Source organism: Saliphagus sp. LR7 (assembly GCF_003344565.1).
Taxonomy (GTDB): domain Archaea; phylum Halobacteriota; class Halobacteria; order Halobacteriales; family Natrialbaceae; genus Saliphagus; species Saliphagus infecundisoli.
Genome location: NZ_QPND01000014.1, coordinates 62,351 through 80,079, shown reverse-complemented (window position 1 = coordinate 80,079; position 17,729 = coordinate 62,351). Strand labels below are relative to the sequence as shown.

Here is a 17,729-nt window from a genome sequence, read left to right as displayed (position 1 = left end):
TTGGGAAGTACCGATAGTGAGCATATCTCGGAGACGACAACAGGGATTCGAACAGTTCTATGACACTCTTGACACCGATCGGTGTAGTTGATCGCCATTGATCGTTACGCCCTGGACCTGATCGACCCCCACACCCCTACTAGATGGTTGAGCCCCAAGGGTGTCATACAACGGTTCTCATACCCGCGTTCTCAGTTCCTCTATTTGCTAAGTACGGGTGCTTACTGTGCAGTTGAGTAGACCTCGGCCCATAGATACACAATCCCAAGTAGCGAGATGAATACACCCAAACCGGTAGGTACCCATTCGCTTTGCACGGCATAGAGAGACACCTGCACCAGCCCTATTCCCACCATTGCTATCCCAATAGCTGTCTTGAGTAGTCTGCGTTCCATACTTAGTAAGAATCCAATATCCTGATAGTTATTTCGTTGTACTGACCGATATGAGTATTCCCTGTATGTAGCACAGGATTCACTTTTAGCGGCAATGAAATCAAACGCCTTGTGAACCGTTTTATGACACCCTAGGTTGAGCCCCGCCTCCCACCCAACAGTCTCGATCGCGACGTCCTGGACGTGGATCGAGTTCGTGTGCGGGGAGACGTAGACTGCGTCGGTGTCCTCGTGGAGCGTGATCGTCGTATTCTCGACTGTCACTGGTCCGGCCGGCGCTGCGCCGCCTTCTCCTCGGGTCCCGATCCCGTACGTCCCGCCCCCACCCTCTGCGAATCCGAGGTCGATCTCACAGTTTCGGAGGATCGTCGGGCCGTCCTGGAAGAGGAACCCCGTCTGAGTCAGGTAGACCCCTTCAGGATCTTGTGCAACCGCGCCCACAGTCCTCGATCGTCGACTGTCCATAGGGACCGTCACGAGCTTCCTGCCAGTCGGTCGTCCCGTCGAGCCACTCGATCGGCTCCCAATCGTTCCCCCGTTCGTTCGGATCTGGTTACTCCCGCCGTTCGCGACGACGCACCTGGAGACGATCTTCCGGCCGCCACCCCCGCAAACGTACAGCGGACTCCCCGGCCACGGACCGGTGACGATGTTCGCGAAGATTGACGTCCCCGACTGGTCGGGATGGCCCTATTCAACAAAGCGCTCTATACAAGTTATTTTACTGTTCAGAGTAACGAACAAACAGTCAGAACTATTTGTTGGATGTGACACCCATCGGTATGGCAGATCGAGATCAATGGAACCGGAGACGATTCCTAGTTTTGGCAGGAGGAACGACCATACTGGCGGGCTGCGCTGCTGAACCCACAGAGGAAGGAGAACCTGAGACATCTTCTGAGGACGACGGGAACGGAGAATCGAACGACACTGCGGAGCAGCAGGAAGGTAATCTGGGTGAAAATGAGACTGATACAGACGGAAACGAATCAGAATCTAACGAGGGCAACCGTACAGAACCTGATACGGAGGGCGAATTAGGAAACGAGTCTGAAGAGAGCGATGAGGACGAAGAAGCTACAGAGACTTCAGAGAATAGTTCTACTGAGGAAGAAACACCGACTGAAGGTAGTGAAGACGAGTCATCAACTGAAGAAGAAACGGTGACTGAAGAAGCGACTGGGACACCCACTGAGGAAGAAACGCCAACTGAGGAAGAGGCCGATGATGAAACACCGGCCGAGGAAGAGACAGCGACGGAAGAAGAGGAAAATGCCGATGGTGAAGATACGCCATCTGAGCCACCCCTGTCGGAGATCACCACCCAAGTCGTTGGTCCTGCTGGCGAACCGATTGAAGGTGCGTCCGTAACTGGCGAGGGAAATCCTCACGAGGCAGATATTCCTCTTAAGTTCAGCGGCGAGACGGATTCGGATGGGGTTCACGAGAGTCGGATTTACGAGAACAAATATACTATTGAGATTGATCATCCTGACTACGAAGCAACGACCGTTGAGCACACTCACAACGGTGAGAGTGAACTGAGAGTCGAACTTGAGGCAGCAGTCGATACCTCTACTCTAATGCTCACAGTCACAAATCCTGAAGGTGAGCCGGTCGAAGGCGCAATGATCACTGGACAGGGTGAACCTCAAGAGGCCAACATCCCCCTGGAATTCAGCGGCGAGACCGATTCGAATGGAGAATATACAGACAAAATTTATGAGAACAAGTATACAATTGAGATTACGCATTCTGACTACGATTCGAAGACACTCACGTATACTCACGACGGCAATCGTGAGCGCGAGGTGACTCTTGGGTCAGCAGGAACATCGCTGACGATCGTTGCTATCGATTCGACTACTGGCGAGCCAATGGAAGAAGCCCGTGTCGCGGTATATGGGGATGTTCTGGCTTCGACTCCTTCGCCATATGAAGTCGATTCGAATGGTAGCTTGACCGTCCAAATCGAGGAAAGTGGGGAGGCCGAAGTCGTCGTGACGGATGGATTCCATCCGACCTTTAGCGCAGAGTCTTACAGCGTAACGGTCGGCAGCGAACCGAAAACTGTTGAGCTTGAGGCTGTTGAGTGGCCCGACTCGTGTACAGTCTCTGCAGAGGTGGTAGATGAAGAGGGGGAACCGATTGAGGGCGCAGACCTGACCGCCCAGAGCGAACCAGATGCCATTACTGAGGTCAGCAGTGATACGGCAGTCACTGATGCTAACGGTACCGCAACCCTCGAAACGATGTGTGGTGATTGGCACATCAGTGTTGGAGCAGACGGGTATGAATCAATTAACGAAACGAGAGAAATTGACGATGACAGTGAGGTAGAGTTCGTACTGGGGCCAGAGCTTGAAACGGAAATGTTGACATTCGAGATAGTTGATGCTGAGACGGATGAACCGGTTGAAGGGGCTGAGGTGTCAGCCTATCAGCAGAGCGACGAAAGTGAGGAAATTAGTGGCTCAACCGCAGAAAAGGGAATTATCCATTTCAAGCAGCCTGCGGCGACCTGGGAAGTGAGCGTGGACGCAGAGGGGTACGCCTCAGAATCACTCACCGTTGAGCATGATATCGACGAACCGACTGAGACGGTAGTTGAGTTAGATCCAGAAAGTGCCTGAGTGGGCTGACAACGCTGCAGGAGGATAATGAGGCGGACGCACAGAATCTCTGTTCTTCAATTGATTCCACTGGAATCGCGTTAGATCGCTCTATAGCCCGATTGATTTTCCCTTTCGAGAAACACCAAAGTGAGGATCAGTAGCGAGAGGCCATGCATGAGCCAGCCTGAACTGGTGGTCGGACAAGAACATCCCTCTTCAACAGAGCACACCAGTCGGAAACCAACCAGAGACCAGAACGCAACCAGCGCTACAAGGGCTCGCCGTTGAGCGTTACGTTCTGAAGAAGATTTGGACCGACGCCACCAATGAGGTTGCTGCGAGTTCCCTCCCACCCGACCGTATTGATTGCGACATTCTCGACCTCGAGGGAGGCTGTGTACGGCGAGACGTAGAACGCATCGGTGCTCTCGTGGAGCGTGATCGTGGTGTTCTCGACTCTCCCCGGACCAGCCGGCGCTGCGCCACTCTCGCCGCGGGTCCCTACGCCGTACGTCCCGCCGCCCCCACGACCGTCAGCGAGTCCGAGCTCGATCTCACAGTTCCGGACGAGTTGTGGGCCGTCCTGAAGGAGAATCCCTGTCTGCGTCAGATACACGCCTTCGGGGTCCTCCTCGACCCCACACAGGCAGTTCTCTATGGTCGTCTGCCCGTACGGACCATCACGAGCCTCCTGCCAGTCAGCCGTACCGTCGAGCCACTCAACCGGCTCCCAGTTGTTCCCGCCGTTCGTTCGGATCTGGTTGCTTCCTCCGTTCGAGACGATACACTTGGAGACGATCTTCCGACCCGACCCTCCCCGGACGTATATCGGACTCCCCGGCCAGGGGCCAGTAACGATATTCCTGAAGACCGACGTTCCTTCCTGATCGGGGTGGCCCACAACGCCCTGTGTGCTCCAGGATTGCCCGAACGGGAGGCGGTCGGTGTAGCCCCCGTACCGGCGGGTCGTTCGCGTGTTGATCGTATCTCGAAAGTGGAGGCCGCCCCCTGCCATGTCGACTGAATCGACGAGCATGACCGAGTCGGGCGACCCCGCCGCGGCCCGGATGTTCCCGTGCGTGCCGAGCGAGTGGGTGCCGTTGAAGACGATATTCCGGATCTCTCCCTCCCCCTCTACGAAGGCATTGATCGCCTGCATCCCGGCGTTCTCGGACCATCCCCAATCGAAGATGAGGCCCCCGATGAGGAGATCTCCATGGGGGTTGCTGGGCGTCCCCAGGCGGAACATCATCGTCCCGCCCTGGTACCCGCCCTCGAGGACGAGGTGACCGTGGATCGTGTTGACCTCTCCGTGACGAATGACCGCGTTCTGCCCGATCAGACCGACGTTCGAGGTCGTCGTCTGTCGGAACTTCCGGTTCGTCTTGTACTCACCCTTCGGGAGGACGATCAGCGTGTCATCGCTCCAGGCGGCTTCGAGGTGCTCGTTGATCGGCTCCTCGCCGGTGGGATCGGCGCCGTAGTTCTCGACGTCATCAAACCGGCCCTTGACTGCGGATGGGTTGATTGACGGGACAGTATTCAGCCCCCTTCCTGAGATGCTCGCCTGGTGTTGTTGCTGGTGGGTAGTCACCCCGCCCGTTCCATCTCCCATCCCCATGCAGCCGGCGAGCGAGGCAACCCCACTGAGAATACCCATCGAAGCGGTTTTCTGGAGAAAGTCACGCCGCGAATGCGAGCGAGACATGTAGCTCGAGTCTTTGCTTTGGCTTATACAAATTGTGTTCAAAACCCCCTCTATTGACCAGCCCCATTTCCTCAAATCGCTGAATGATCTCTCAGAAATCGTCTACGTCATCGAGGTCGCCCTCCAGTTTCGTACTGGCGTATAGACCTTGGAGCGTTCATCCACCACGACGGTTGGGATTATCATCTCGGACCGTCACCGTGCCCCCATCCCCCTTATATTCAGGCCGGATTCTGGGCTTTCAGCGAAAACGTGAGCGGAAGATCGTGGTCACTTCCTGGGAGCCACCACCGTCCGTTATCGTCGACGTCCATCGTCTCGAAGCGCTGGAAGAACGACCATGGGAACTCGTGGATGAATTCGATCCGTAGGCCGGCATCGTTCAGGGCTGTTACGATCTCACCAATCGGATGTGAGAACCCATGTGAACGTTTGTTCTCCAAGCCGAAGTCCCAGCCAGCATAGCTCCCATCGTGCTCTTCGGTAATCGCCTCCTCGTTGAAGTACGGATGGGCGACATCAAGATCATCGATAGTACTCTCGTAGTGGAACGGGTTTGCGAAAGGATGGCCGTCGGCGATATAGAATATGCCGCCTGGCTCGAGATGAGTTGCGATGACCTCTGCCCAGCGATCTAAATCCGGGAGCCAGTAGATCGTTCCATATGATGTGAAGACGACGTCGAACGCTTCCGAGAGCGTGGCCGGGAGCTCGTAGAGATCGCTCTCGATAAAGCGCGCCCGCTCTTCGGACAGGCCTATCTGATCACGGAGCTCTCGTGCGGTCGAAATCGCGGTCGGTGAGAAATCGACGCCCGTTGCATGACCGACATCCTCATCTCGAACCCACGAGAGTGTATCGAGACCGAAGTGACATTGGAGGTGGAGCAAGCGTTGGTTCGTAGGATCGATCTCCTCGAGTTCGAGTTGGCGGAGCGTCGACTCACCGTGGAGAAACGCCTCGACATCGTAGTGGCTGGTCTCGGGATGATGTTCGGCGAGTTCGTCCCAATGGTCACGATTCTCCGCGATATAATCCTCCATATCGTCCATAGACGAACCGAACTAATTCAGTGATGAAGAATCTATCTTCGGTGTGCTCTACTGGCACACGATCACTCACGAGCGGAACCCAGTGATGGCTTTGAAGCCCCCTGATTCCCGTTGATCGTGGCTAGTCGCGAGCCGAGCGGGTCGGTTATGAAGATTGCGTGTCCCATCCGGTCGCCCTCCTTCCCCTTTGGACGGCGATCAAATCGACAGGTGGTAAGTACGGCCCTCTCTCAGCTCAAGGATCGAGAGCTCGTCTAACACAAGGGCACGTACTGGGCGATAATGAGCGATATGGAGTGTCTCCAAGAATACAGTGACTATGAGCGTGCGACTGCCTTCTTCAACGAGCAACTGGACGACGAAGCAAAGGACGTCTGGAAGGATCATGCACCGGACGAACTCAATCCGAGCCAGGGGTAACCTTTCCAAATTATAACTTTTCTGTTATAATTCACTCACACCGACTTCTTCGCGGACTTCCTCTAGACGCTCCACGACCGTACCCACGTCCTCCACGAGGTCCTCGAAGTCGCTCTCCAGGGAGGCCACGCGCTCTTCGAGATCGCCGTCTCGATCGTCCTGGTCGTCGGCTTCGCTGCGTGCCTGGAGGGAATCTTCGATCCCACCGATCCGGTCCTCGATCCGATCGAAGCGCCGGCGAACTGCCCCTTCCTCGAGGGCCGTCATATCGTAGTCTTCCTGAGCTGCCGAGAGTACCTCGCGGCCTCTATCAGTGATCCGATAGCTGAACCCCTCGCGAGGAAGTCCCTGCGAGGTGTCTCCCTCACTGATCTTCTCGATGACCTCGGCGCGAAGCAGCCCCTTGTAGTGGTAATTGACGAGCGAGTTGTCGAGGTTCGTCGCCGACGTGATCTCAGAGGTGGTTGCCTCGCCACCTCGGTTCCGAATCGCTGCCAGAATTCGATGTGTCTTCCTCGATAGTTCTGCTGCGATTTCGTGTGGATCCTGGGTTGGTTCCATACCCTTGGTTCAATCTCTTTATAGTAAAAACTGGCGTCAGTTTGCGTCAGTTTTGAGTTACCGACAGTATATAGCTCGAGGAACCCCCCTCATCGGGAGTTGAGCGGATGGGTCTAGGAGCACTAGCCAGAACGACTATCAGATATGATAGAAAAAGAAGGGGGAATCCCACCAAGTTCAGAGAGGGAGACCATGAGCAGTGCGGCGCGAAGCCACCACCAGAGAGGAGAAGACCAGTGACACTGAATGAGAAAGTCACTCCTCGAGGAGGGGAAACTGGGCGTGCTATAGCAGTGGGAGAGCCCCTCCGAGAACAGCGGAAACAGTGGTGTGTGCACCAGCCAAATCTGACTATCAACTATCAGAGAAAAGTGGACTATCAGGCCAGGCTGTGAACAGCGATGATGGGCTATCAGGAGGAGTGCTGAACACCGGATTTCAGATGATCTAAAGCAGTCCTGGGCGACCTCCGAGGGAGCCCAACTATGGGGGTTGATCCTTGGCTACAGCAAGAGGGATTATCCACTAAGCGAGTGTGAAGCGAAGCGAAACACGAGCGTCAGTCGGGCGGGGTGAACAGGCTCTGTCGGCGAGAGTGGCGCTCCACTACAAGACCTGAGTGGCAATCTGAGAGAGACAACCTCCAGGTCAGAGACGTGGTAATGAGTGGTGGGGCCGGATTGGTTCGAACCCACCAACAAGCGAAGGCTGATGTCGACGGACAGGTCTCAACGGTTCACCAATCACTCACTGGGTCTACTCTTGCCGATTCTCGCGAGGATCAGAGGATTTTGTTCGGAGACTGCAATGACCGGTTCGGCCGAAGCACTCGGTAAAACCCACTTGCTCGATGGTCTCTCGTTGGAGAGAGCGCGTGGTTAGAGGACCAGCTGTTTGTTTTCGTCGTCGATTTTCTCCCAGCTGACGGTTCCGTTGCGGAGGATGCACTCGGGCTGGAGTGAGCGGTCGTTGAGCACGCTGGCAGCGGTCCCGGTCGGTGACCGTAGCTCCGGGCCGGTAGTCTCGCTCTCGTCTTCGCCTCCACCGCCCGTCGACTCGCTCTCGGGGCCGGGCACGGGCTCCGCACCGGGTCCGGTCGCCGATCCGGCAACGATCCGGCCGACGTGACCGAACATCTCGTGGGGTCCACAGTGGAAGTCGTAGACGCCCTCCTCGGCGAACGTATACAGCCAGTAGGCGTTGACAGGCAGGACGGGCGAGGAAAACGGCGGCACGTTCTCGGGTACGCGCGGGGCAAAGCCCATCGCGGGATGGAAGGCCGTCACCGAGTGGTGGGGTGTCACAAGCGAGAACCTGACCGTGTCGCCGGGCTCGACGGCCAAGCCGGTCGGCTCGAAGAAGAACTCCGGAATCTCACGGTCCTCACGGGGCCTGATGAGTGCCTGAACCTCATGATCGGGAGTGAGCGGTGGCTCGATCTCACCGGAGAGCGCCGCGAACCCGAAGACCGGGTGGACCTCGCCGCCGGAGACCTCGGCCGTAGGGAGCGTGTCACCGTGTTCATCGGCCGCACCGACGCCGGTTCCGAAGCCGGCGAGCATCGTACCGGCGCCAACGGCTGAGAGAACGCCACGACGACCGATCGGCAGCGCGTCCCGAGTTACGTTCGCGTTGTATCGGTCGTCGTCACCACTACCGTTATTAGTAGGTGTCATTTCGCACTGCTTATAGGATGTTATCTTATATAAATATTCCTCACTTTCTACTCTCTCTACCGAGTAAAGCACGGCTAAGCGCTGCCAAAGGGGGAAGAGAGAATGCCGCTCCCTGGATCAGAACCAGGGATGGCGGCAGGGTCTCGAAAGGTGGGAACGGTGGGTGGTGTGTCGACCAACGGTGGGGCCGACAAATGAAAGACAGTCACGGGTCGTTATAAACGCAAAGCGAGGAGTTGCCGGGACGTCTTTTAGAGGGGGATCCTGAACCGATTCGCTTGATGGCGTCGTTATGGATATGGACGAATGCTAGGGCAACTTCCAAAGGCGCCCAACTATTCGGGTGTCTCTGGCTACAGCAGGCGTGGCTAGGCGACTAAGCGAGCACGGACTAATTTTGACTACGATACGGGAGTGTCGTCACATCAAATGCATCGTAATGTTTGTCATAGGTGAGAATGTGATCGATCTCTAACGCGTCCATGTGGGCGGCGACAATGAAATCAGTGAATGAGGCACCCAGATCGGTCCACTCAACGAACGTCACTTTGGCGTCACGGAAGACGTCCTCGGAGATGGATTCAAACCGATAGAGCGTGCTTTCGTCGAGCGTGGTCAGGAACGACGCTGCGTTCTGCATTGACGCCTGCTTTTTCAGCCGGGTTGCTGCCTCGTCGACGATATGATCGTTGACGATGAGTCGGCGATAGGGGAGATCCCCGTCACGAACGAACGCCATAAACGCCCGTGAGACGCCATGCATCTGATCGCGAGGATTGAACAATGCGTACAAGAATTTCGGGCCGACAGCGACTTGGTGGCGAACATGACCTGGTCGGAAATGCTCGGCGGTGACCGTTCCAATTGATGTTTCGACTGGGTCTGCCATGCGATCTCAGGATTGGACAGAGGGATCGTCGGCGAGTGTGAACGACTCATCGCTGCCGTGCCAGTCATCAACGAGATCGTCTTCGTTGCGGGCATCCGTCTCCGCCGAAGGCGGGAGAGAGTCCGCCTCGAGTTCGTCGAGAACGGTAAATGCACGATCGTTCGGGTCTGCTTTCCGCTGTCGGTTGACCCACTCGATGAGTGCCTCGTGTCCGGCTTCTTTGAGAGACAATCCGTGTTCCTTTGCGAACTCCCGGAACTGCTTATATTCGTCCTCACTCAGCTCGGTTTGGACGTGCTTGGTGTCGTTACTGCTCATACAAACCCCTCGTTGTTACTCCCTCCTACTCGCTCATAGCGTATAAGATGTTCCCATGGCTTTGTTCATGAATCCTGGAAACGATCGATCAGTTACGGATCGCGTGGCGGGGAAGATCTATAGGACACTCGTCACGCCTATGCGATTCGGGGTAGAGTAGTCCGTCATATGATAGAATCAGTTGTATTCCTTGAGCGTAGCGCGAGCGTCTATTGGAAGTAGTGAAGAACAGGATCAGCAGGGTCGGTCGGCGGGAGGGGGCGATCGGCTACAGTGCCTTGGTGGAAGTCTCGATGTCGTCGACCTGGGCCTCGGTGAAATAGTGCATCCTGCCGCGCTCGACGACGTCGCCCGCTAGGAGCACGTCGACGCTGGCAGTGAGATTGTGGGTCGCCGTCAGTATGGGGACGTCGACGGCGATCGTCTCTCCACCGAGCTCGTCCGCGAGCGTCTCCGGGTCGTCATACCAATGAGGCTCGGGATCGGGCTCGTAGCTGGTGATCGCGACGAAGCCAAGCACCGGGTCCGGCGGCACGATATCGATGCTTTCCCTGGCCGAGAGTGGGTGGCTATCGAACCATGGACTCTCGTCAGCGGGGTGCTGGAGGAAGTTGGCCCCGGCGGCGTCGTCCTCAAGGGGGAACCCCTCGTGGAGTTCCTCTCCGAGAACGCCCAGGCGGGCTAGGGCACCAGGCCCGTTGCCGGTGTTCTCGACCTCGACCAAGAGCCGCTGGAAGTCGTCATCGGGGACTCGGACGTCAGCGATCTCCATAGCAGGCTCGATAGTCTGCTCATGCTCGTACTCCTCGCCGGCGTCATCGGTTGCGACCAACGTGAGGTCTCCCGGCGGGTAGATCCCCTGGATCTGGGTGTCGTCATGCTGCACGAGTTGGATCGAGGTGCGGTATTCGCCGGCCTGGAGGCTGGCTTGGTTGACGAGCTCGCCGTCTTGGAGTAGGTTCACCTGCCGGATCGACGAGTCTTCGGGGAACTCGACGTCGAGCGCAGTCTCGTTGACTGCCGTCTCGACGAAGACGCCGTCCTCCCCTTCATTACCGGAGCCGACACAGCCAGCGAGAGCGGCTGTCGTGAACGCTGTCCCAGCAGTGCCAAGATACTGTCGCCGGTTCATGCGATCAGTGTTCACGAACACGAGCGAAGAAGGTACGCCCAGGTTTTGAACCACCCTGAGAGACCGTCTAGAGATCGTTCGCAGCGTGGGTGAGCATGAAGTTATCGTCGCGTTCCGGGAGGGTACGGATAGAACGACTCCCCTGAGCCGAGGATTAGTGCAGGAGACGTCAACTGCTGACTAGGCGACCGAGTTGATAGAGGTGAGAAGGATCAAGGCTCCACGTGAGAATTCTGGAGCGAAATAGCACTGGTTGAATATTCGACAACTACATTTAATGTGAAGCACACACATTATAATCCCATGTACGTTGATGTTCACAATCACTTCCTACCCGAGCCATACATCGATCGCCTTCTGAAAATGGACACAGCAGTTGGACTCACACGATCAGGCGATCAACTCTACGCGGTCCATGAGCGGTCGGGCACGGCGAGTGTGAAAGCAGGAAATCGCATCCCATTGAATGATGGATTTACAGACGTACAGGAGCGGCTCGAATGGATGGAGGATCACGACATCGATCGCACGGTCGTATCAGTTTCAACGCCGAATCCATTAGCTGGCGCGTTTACTCCCGAACAGTCGACCGATCTCGTTACCGCGATCAACGACGGGTTCGCTACTGTACGGGACCAGTATCCAGACGTCTTCGCAGGTCTGGGTATGCTTCCGCTGCGGGAACCCGACATCGCGGTCAATGAAGTTGACCGAATCGCAACCGATTTGAATCTCTCAGGAATTGCACTCCCGACCTCGCTTCCGGAGGGGAAACTTTCTGATGACTCCCTGACCCCAGTGTTCGAGGCGATCGACGAACACGACCTGACTGTGTTCTTCCATCCGCATGGCAATCCATTAAGCGACGTGCTCGATTCCGACGAATCGTTCCTCAGTCCACTCGTGGTCTTCCCAACGGAGACGACTTTCCAGATCGCTCGATTGATCTATGACGGGTTCTTCGATGCATACGACTTCGATACCGTTCTCCCTCATATGGGAGGGACGCTCCTCCATCTCGCTGGCCGGATTGATCGTGGGCGCCAAGAGATTGACGACCCAAACGCACCGCCAGCCCGTTCGGTACTCGAGACGCTCAAGGGCTGCTATTTCGATACGATCTCTTTTCATCAGCCGGCGATGAGAGCGGCTATCGAGACTGTCGGAGTTGATCAGTTCGTTTTCGGGACTGATTACGCGTTCGATGAGGAGGACACTGATACCATCGTCGCGGACCTAGAGGCGGTCGTTCCCGACGAGGCGGACCGGCAGAAGATTGCGACAGAGACCGCACGAGATCTTTTCGACCTGTAATTCGTGCCGAAGAGAACCCGAATCCGGATTGTGGCCGGTCCCAGTAGAGTTGATTTTCGAACGGTCACTGGACAGTTCCTGGTGGTGTGAACGTCTTCAGTAGCCATACCACAGTCTGATAAAACAGATACGCCCCCATCATGATGATGAGCAGAACACCGAACATATACCCCAAGTCAGCACTCTTCCAGGCAAGGACGATCTGATAGCCGATTCCCTCGGAGGAAGCGATGAATTCAGCGACGATTACGCCGATAATCGAGAGCTGGACCGTCGCTTTGACGCTCGAAGCGATATTCGGTAACGCACGCCAGAACCGGAAGTACCTGACCATTTGCCACCGAGTCGCTCCAAGGACGGATCCGAAGTGTTCGAAACGTTCTTCGAGGGCATTCATGCCGGTGATGGTGCTGAGAAAGACAGGGAAGAATCCGACCCAGGCGCCAAAGGTTGTGACGCCGTTAATCGCGAAGGTCTGTGCCGCCTCCTCGGCTGTCACTGAATCTAGTAAATATGCGGAAGGGCCCGTAAAGCTCAGGAGAACGATCTCGTCGCCCATAACGATGAACCAGATAATGAACACCGGTGCGAGGATCGGGTGTGGGATCGCATACGCGAAAACCACGATTGGCATCGCCATCTGCCGGAGTGTATAGATTTCTGCAATCAGTAGTCCGAGGAGGACACCGAATATTACCGCCAGTAGGAAGGCAATGATCACCGACGAGAACGTCTCGACGATTCGGATGAAGACTGTATCACTGCGCTCCATTATCTGACGCCACGTGTAGTCGGGATACGCGAAGATCCGGTTGTTGTCGATGACCATCGCAGTCACTTGCCACAAGACCAAGACGATGATCCCAGCAAAGATGGTCGGAATCCTGCTGGTGATCCAGGTACGCGCCTGAATGGCCCGGATCCGTGATCGAGATTGTGGTTCAGTTGCCATCGTTATTCCTCCCCGAGGATAGATGATTCCCGCCAGTGGATAACGCGGCTTTCGATCAGATAGATGAGGAATACAACGGCCGTACTGATCAGCCCCAGAACAAGGACGATTGCGACCGCTCGCCCGACCGCAGTCCGACGGATCACGGAACTCGCCATCGCACCAATGCCAGGGGTGCCGCTAACGAACTCTCCCACGACCGTTCCAATCATCGCAAGAATGAACCCGGTCTTCATGCCATCGAAAATAAAGGGCAACGCTCGTTGGAATCGAACGTACCGGAATTCTTGCCACGTTCGAGCACCATAGACGGAGAGCATATTTTCCGTCGCCTCGTCGATGCTCCGGAAGCCATCGATGGCGGCGATCAGCATCGGGAAGAACGCAACCCAGACGGCCATCACATAGTTTGCCGCCTCAAGTTCGACAGCTCCGAGAAAGCCAACCCAATAGATGACCAACGGCGTCACGGCGATCCGTGGGATCGTGTTGATACCGATGACAAAGGGCATAAGTGCCTGACCGAGTCGATCGCTGGCGACCAGCGGAATCGCGAGCACAATCGACAAAAATAGTGCAATCACGAATCCGACACTGGCCGCCGTGAGCGTATTCGGTAATACGGTCAATATCGGCTCCCAGATCCGCTGTAGTTCCCGGAAAACGTCGAGTGGGCCTGGATAGTACTGCGGGTTGAGTGCCAGTACGGTCGTAATCATCTGCCAGATGCCGAGGAAGAAGACGAGTCCGAGCACTGACAACGCCCACTGATTTGCCCGGGTGCTTCTAGAGCGATCCGCATTTCCCCCTGAGACAATACTGCGTAATTCCCCGATTGCCCCCCCGATCATTGTTGGTGTTTGAAGTGCTGGTGCACTTTGGTAGATAGCTCAACGAAGCGATCTGACCCTCGGGTTTCCTCCGTTCTGGGCCGCGGAAGATCGATCTCGATCGTATCGACGATCTCTCCCGGACGGGGAGAAAGTATAACCACCCGATCGGAAAGGAATACGGCCTCGTTCAGATCGTGAGTGATGAACAACACCGTCTTCTTGGTTTCTTCCCAGATTCGCAACAACTCGAGGTTCAGTTGGGCCTTGGTCATTGCATCCAGGGATCCGAAGGGCTCGTCCATCAGCAACACCGAGGGATCATAGATGAGTGCTTGCGTAATCGTGACTCGCTGTTGCATGCCGCCCGAGAGTTCGTTCGGATACGCGTCCTCAAAACCCTCCAATCCGACCAACGAAAGGAGCTCATCCGCTCGCTCGCGGTAGTAGTCCATCGATTCCTCAAGGGCACCGTTATCGGAGAGGATCTGAACGGGAAGCAATACGTTCTTCCTCACCGTGCGCCACTCGAGTGCGACGGGCTGTTGAAACACCAGACCGAGGTTGCTCCGATCGTGTTCGGAACTTTGGACGTCGATACCGTCAATTTTGACGATTCCGTTGGTTGGCTCCAAGATCCCGGCCGCCAAATGCAACAGCGTTGTCTTCCCACAGCCTGACGGCCCGACAACCGATACGAATTCTCCAGATTCAATTCCTAAGTTGATACCCTGAAGAGCTGTGACTGTCTCTTCGGTGGCGTCTGTTCCATATATTTTGTCGACACCGTCAAACGTTATCGTACTCTCGCCGGTTGCTTCTGGCGTCGACGTAATAGAGTCCGCTGTGTCATTACTCATTATGGGTGTGATTCGCAGCCATTGATCTTAGTTTTGGTGCGGTTTTTGCTCGGACATTAGTTATACGATTAACTACCATCATTGTTGGTTGGATCTATCAGTGATTTGTTCAAGAGGAAGAGGCCATCCAATGGTTGGCAACAATCCGTGGCTTCCCCTCCGGAGCGGTCTCGGCTATGTGTATGACCGACAGAGCAGCGAGCGTTAGCCGTCTCGCAGATCGAAGTATCGATCCCTCTTTCCGCGGTGGGTAAGTATACGAGACGAAATAACCGAAAGGTCCTCACTGGCCTGTATTGGGATGGGAGCAATCAGTTGCCTGATTCGGCCTCTTCGAAGATATCCCAGTATCGCCCGGCGGTTTCAGCCAGTTGGTCCCATTCCTCATCGCTGAACTCAACGGTCTCTGCTGCTTCAGACGGTTCCATGATGACCATTTCGCTGGCAGCAGGAACTATGTCGGGATCATCAAGGAGAGCTGGGCCAGCCGCGTCAAGCCCTGTCTGAACGCCCTCTTCGGTGAAGTACCCGATACCCTCCTCACCCCAGTCGAGATTAACCGCCTGAGCAGCAAACACTTGATATTGGCCTGTAAGCTCCTCTTCAGTCCACGTTTGGAGGTTGGTGTTCACCTCCTCCTGCATGAGTTGCAGATACTCGTCTTGATTGGTTAGAACCCACTTGAGAGCCGTATAGTAGCCTGTCAGAACTGACGAGACGAACTCAACGTTGTTTTCTTTGTTCTCGTACCACTCGTTGTTAACCCAGATAGGGAAGCCGGGAATGGCACCGAACGAAGTCAGCGGTGTCACACCGAGTTCAACGTCAGTCTCAGCTTCGTAGGCGGGTAACAAGTCGATCGATCCCCAAATCGCCTGAACATCGTTATTGGCGAGCGCCGGCGGCCCGGTTTCCTCTCCGGCCTCTTCGGTGCTCACCTCGCTTTCATCAACGTCGGTGAGCGCCGGATACATGCTCCACGTTGCGGCTGCGAAGCCAGAAGCCAACATGACGTTTTTGCCGGCGATATCTGTCTCGTCTTCGAGTTCGTCAGTCCGCCAGATCAGCGAGAGGAGCGGGCGCGCTTTGGCCATACCCACGAGGCTCATATTGAGCGAATCGATATCCTCGTCACCAGGCCAGACAGAGACTGCAGTTGCGAAAGAAGCAATACCCATCTCCTTATTCCCAACCCCGATGTTCTGTGATTCCGTGTCAGACCCGTTACCGGCGGCCCCATCAACGCCGGGAACGCCTGCATCCTCCCAATATCCCTCTAACTCAGCAATATGGGCCGTCCCGTGAGTGGGTTCAGCGTTCCATGGTGTAGTGAAGGTGATCTCGGTATCATCCTGGAACGACCCCTCTCCACCATTTCCGCTATCGTTCTCGGCGTCGCTATCGTTCCCTTCTTCATCGGTACCATTGCCGTTGCCGCTATCGTTGCCGTTGCCGTTCCCGTTTCCACCATTTCCGTTTCCATTGCCGCTATCGTTGCCGTTGCCGCCGTTGCCACCGTTTCCGTTGCCGTTCCCATTGCCGCCGTTCCCGTTTCCACCATTTCCGTTCCCGTTGCCACCGTCATCGCCCATACACCCGGCGAACATCGCTGAACCGATCACTCCCAGTGATCCGTAAAGGAATTTTCGACGATCAACTCCTTCTGGAAGGGTGTCATCAAGTTCATCGATGATCTGTTCTGAGGCGTCCTCCCCATTCTTGTTAGACATGCCCAAGCAAAGAGGAAGTCTTACATATTAAATTTTGGGGATCAAACAACAAGTGAGATATGAAGATATAGCCGGTCAGAGGTCCCTTGCTGCCTGCTTCAGCATGAAGTTGATCGTCGCGTTCCGGGAGGGGAGGCCGTACTCCTCTTGGACGTGCTTGACGTCCTCAAGGACAGACGGCGGGCAGCGCTGGGTGAACTGCGTTCGTTCCGCGCCCTTGTCTTGACTAGCGACGTCGTCAGCGTTGTCGGAGCCTTTCCTGTCGGGTTCGGCGTCCGTCTCGTTCTGGTCGCTCTGTGCTGCATCATCGAGGATACTGTCTCGTGGCATTGGTCTCAGTTTGGTGTCTGATTGGTTGCACTCTGGTGTCTGTTCGAGGTCAGTCTGACTTCACTTTCATGTCGGCTTCGGGGTCAGCGTAGTCGATCGTGTTCGCGAGGTCCGCCGTGATCGTCGGATCGTCGATCTCCGCATAGCGGTAGGCGGCGAGCCCGAAGAGTTCGGAGAGTGCCGCCGTCGCAACGGCCGGGACACCATGGGATCGATCGTAGACGACGTTGAGGGCGTCGTCGGTGATCGGGTCGAGCTCGACCTCCTGCCACCCCCCGTTATCGATTTGTATTGAGGTCGCAATCCGGCGCCGGACTAGCTCGCCGAATTCCTCGCGCTCGAACGGAGCGAGCTGGACCTCGTAGGAGACACGACGCTGGAAGGCCCGGCCGTCGCTGCCGAGGCTCCTGATCGCGTCCCACTGGGAGGACATGCCCGTGAGCAGGACCCGCGTGTTCGGGAGGTCGTTCAGGTATTGGATCGTATGCAGCGTGTCCTTCGAATTGAGCCCGAACTCATCGATGCCGATTAGTACGGGTCGGTCGGCGTCTGCGAGCTCACGACGGATCTTCGCCTCGGTGAGTTTCGTGCTACTGGACTTGCCGACACCGAGGTCATCGGCGATGATCGCCGAGAGTTCGTAGGCGCTCATGTTGTGCTCGCCGATCTCGACGGTGTCGTAGGAGTCCTCAAGTGAGTCGAGGAGCATCTGAAGGAGCGTCGTTTTCCCGACGCCGGAGTACCGGCTGTGGATCAGGACCGGCCCTGTGTAGTCGCGGAGAGCGCTTGCGATGTCCGCGACTGTCCCCTCGCTCGGGATCACGTACTCGTTGATCGTGGCCCGGCCAGTGAACGGGTTATCAGTCCAACCAGCGTGACTGAGGTAGGCCTCTCGTTCCGAGCTAGTTGACGCTGCGATCTGACTGATTCGGTTCGGTGCTGACATG

The 17,729-nt window shown here is 56.1% G+C and carries 18 protein-coding genes; 4 read left to right on the top strand and 14 right to left on the bottom strand.

Annotated elements, in window-relative coordinates; all coding sequences use genetic code 11:
• Positions 1–221 precede the first annotated feature (221 nt).
• Positions 222–836, bottom strand: a complete 615-nt coding sequence (locus DVH23_RS16960; protein WP_157972460.1) for a hypothetical protein — start codon at positions 834–836, stop codon at positions 222–224.
• Between the two features lie 341 nt (positions 837–1,177).
• Here DVH23_RS16960 and DVH23_RS16955 point away from each other — a divergent pair, with 341 nt between their 5' ends.
• Positions 1,178–3,028, top strand: coding sequence for a carboxypeptidase-like regulatory domain-containing protein (locus tag DVH23_RS16955; RefSeq protein WP_114578606.1), 1,851 nt, complete (start codon positions 1,178–1,180; stop codon positions 3,026–3,028).
• Positions 3,029–3,278: 250 nt separating this feature from the next.
• Here the strand turns inward: DVH23_RS16955 and DVH23_RS16950 are convergent, their stop codons facing one another.
• Positions 3,279–4,625 carry a hypothetical protein gene (locus DVH23_RS16950; protein WP_232833795.1) on the bottom strand — a complete coding sequence of 449 codons (1,347 nt, stop codon included), beginning with the start codon at positions 4,623–4,625 and terminating at the stop codon, positions 3,279–3,281.
• 314 nt (positions 4,626–4,939) lie between these two features.
• On the bottom strand, positions 4,940–5,608 hold the full coding sequence (locus DVH23_RS16945) for a bifunctional 2-polyprenyl-6-hydroxyphenol methylase/3-demethylubiquinol 3-O-methyltransferase UbiG (RefSeq protein ID WP_198667967.1): 669 nt from the start codon (positions 5,606–5,608) through the stop codon (positions 4,940–4,942).
• Between DVH23_RS16945 and DVH23_RS24350 the strand changes: the two genes are divergently transcribed.
• Together DVH23_RS24350 and DVH23_RS25045 are read left to right on the top strand one after the other, a co-directional pair.
• A complete protein-coding gene (locus DVH23_RS24350; RefSeq protein ID WP_198667966.1) occupies positions 5,594–5,794 on the top strand; it encodes a hypothetical protein in 201 nt (66 codons plus the stop codon). The genes DVH23_RS16945 and DVH23_RS24350 overlap by 15 nt on opposite strands.
• Before the next feature lie 267 nt (positions 5,795–6,061).
• Entirely contained in the window at positions 6,062–6,190 is a 129-nt protein-coding gene (locus tag DVH23_RS25045; protein ID WP_255565267.1) for a hypothetical protein, read from the top strand.
• Positions 6,191–6,214: 24 nt separating this feature from the next.
• On the opposite strand, the gene DVH23_RS16940 is transcribed toward DVH23_RS25045, so the two are convergent.
• From DVH23_RS16940 to DVH23_RS16920, 5 genes are all read right to left on the bottom strand, one after another.
• A complete protein-coding gene (locus tag DVH23_RS16940) occupies positions 6,215–6,751 on the bottom strand; it encodes a hypothetical protein (RefSeq protein ID WP_114578604.1) in 537 nt (178 codons plus the stop codon).
• Positions 6,752–7,629: 878 nt separating this feature from the next.
• Positions 7,630–8,427 (bottom strand): plastocyanin, encoded by a 798-nt coding sequence (locus tag DVH23_RS16935; protein WP_198667965.1) that lies wholly within the window; start codon positions 8,425–8,427, stop codon positions 7,630–7,632.
• Positions 8,428–8,818: 391 nt separating this feature from the next.
• Positions 8,819–9,316 (bottom strand): type II toxin-antitoxin system VapC family toxin, encoded by a 498-nt coding sequence (locus DVH23_RS16930; protein ID WP_198667964.1) that lies wholly within the window; start codon positions 9,314–9,316, stop codon positions 8,819–8,821.
• 6 nt (positions 9,317–9,322) lie between these two features.
• A complete protein-coding gene (locus DVH23_RS23730; RefSeq protein ID WP_157972459.1) occupies positions 9,323–9,634 on the bottom strand; it encodes a hypothetical protein in 312 nt (103 codons plus the stop codon).
• A gap of 268 nt (positions 9,635–9,902) precedes the next feature.
• Positions 9,903–10,766 carry a hypothetical protein gene (locus DVH23_RS16920; RefSeq protein ID WP_114578602.1) on the bottom strand — a complete coding sequence of 288 codons (864 nt, stop codon included), beginning with the start codon at positions 10,764–10,766 and terminating at the stop codon, positions 9,903–9,905.
• Positions 10,767–11,069: 303 nt separating this feature from the next.
• On the opposite strand from DVH23_RS16920, the gene DVH23_RS16915 reads away from it, so the two are divergent.
• Positions 11,070–12,080, top strand: a complete 1,011-nt coding sequence (locus DVH23_RS16915; RefSeq protein WP_114578601.1) for an amidohydrolase family protein — start codon at positions 11,070–11,072, stop codon at positions 12,078–12,080.
• 64 nt (positions 12,081–12,144) lie between these two features.
• Here the strand turns inward: DVH23_RS16915 and DVH23_RS16910 are convergent, their stop codons facing one another.
• From DVH23_RS16910 to DVH23_RS16885, 6 genes are all read right to left on the bottom strand, one after another.
• A complete protein-coding gene (locus DVH23_RS16910) occupies positions 12,145–13,032 on the bottom strand; it encodes an ABC transporter permease (protein WP_114578600.1) in 888 nt (295 codons plus the stop codon).
• Between the two features lie 2 nt (positions 13,033–13,034).
• Complete coding sequence (locus DVH23_RS16905; protein WP_157972458.1) at positions 13,035–13,787, bottom strand: ABC transporter permease; 753 nt, start codon at positions 13,785–13,787, stop codon at positions 13,035–13,037.
• Between the two features lie 92 nt (positions 13,788–13,879).
• Positions 13,880–14,722 carry an ABC transporter ATP-binding protein gene (locus DVH23_RS16900; RefSeq protein ID WP_114578598.1) on the bottom strand — a complete coding sequence of 281 codons (843 nt, stop codon included), beginning with the start codon at positions 14,720–14,722 and terminating at the stop codon, positions 13,880–13,882.
• A 311-nt stretch (positions 14,723–15,033) separates the two neighbouring features.
• The gene (locus DVH23_RS16895) at positions 15,034–16,452 is read right to left on the bottom strand and encodes an ABC transporter substrate-binding protein (RefSeq protein ID WP_157972457.1); all 1,419 of its coding nucleotides are present in this window, start codon (positions 16,450–16,452) and stop codon (positions 15,034–15,036) included.
• A gap of 75 nt (positions 16,453–16,527) precedes the next feature.
• Positions 16,528–16,782, bottom strand: a complete 255-nt coding sequence (locus DVH23_RS16890; protein WP_114578596.1) for a hypothetical protein — start codon at positions 16,780–16,782, stop codon at positions 16,528–16,530.
• A gap of 49 nt (positions 16,783–16,831) precedes the next feature.
• Positions 16,832–17,728, bottom strand: a complete 897-nt coding sequence (locus tag DVH23_RS16885; RefSeq protein ID WP_232833794.1) for an ATP-binding protein — start codon at positions 17,726–17,728, stop codon at positions 16,832–16,834.
• Position 17,729 lies beyond the last annotated feature (1 nt).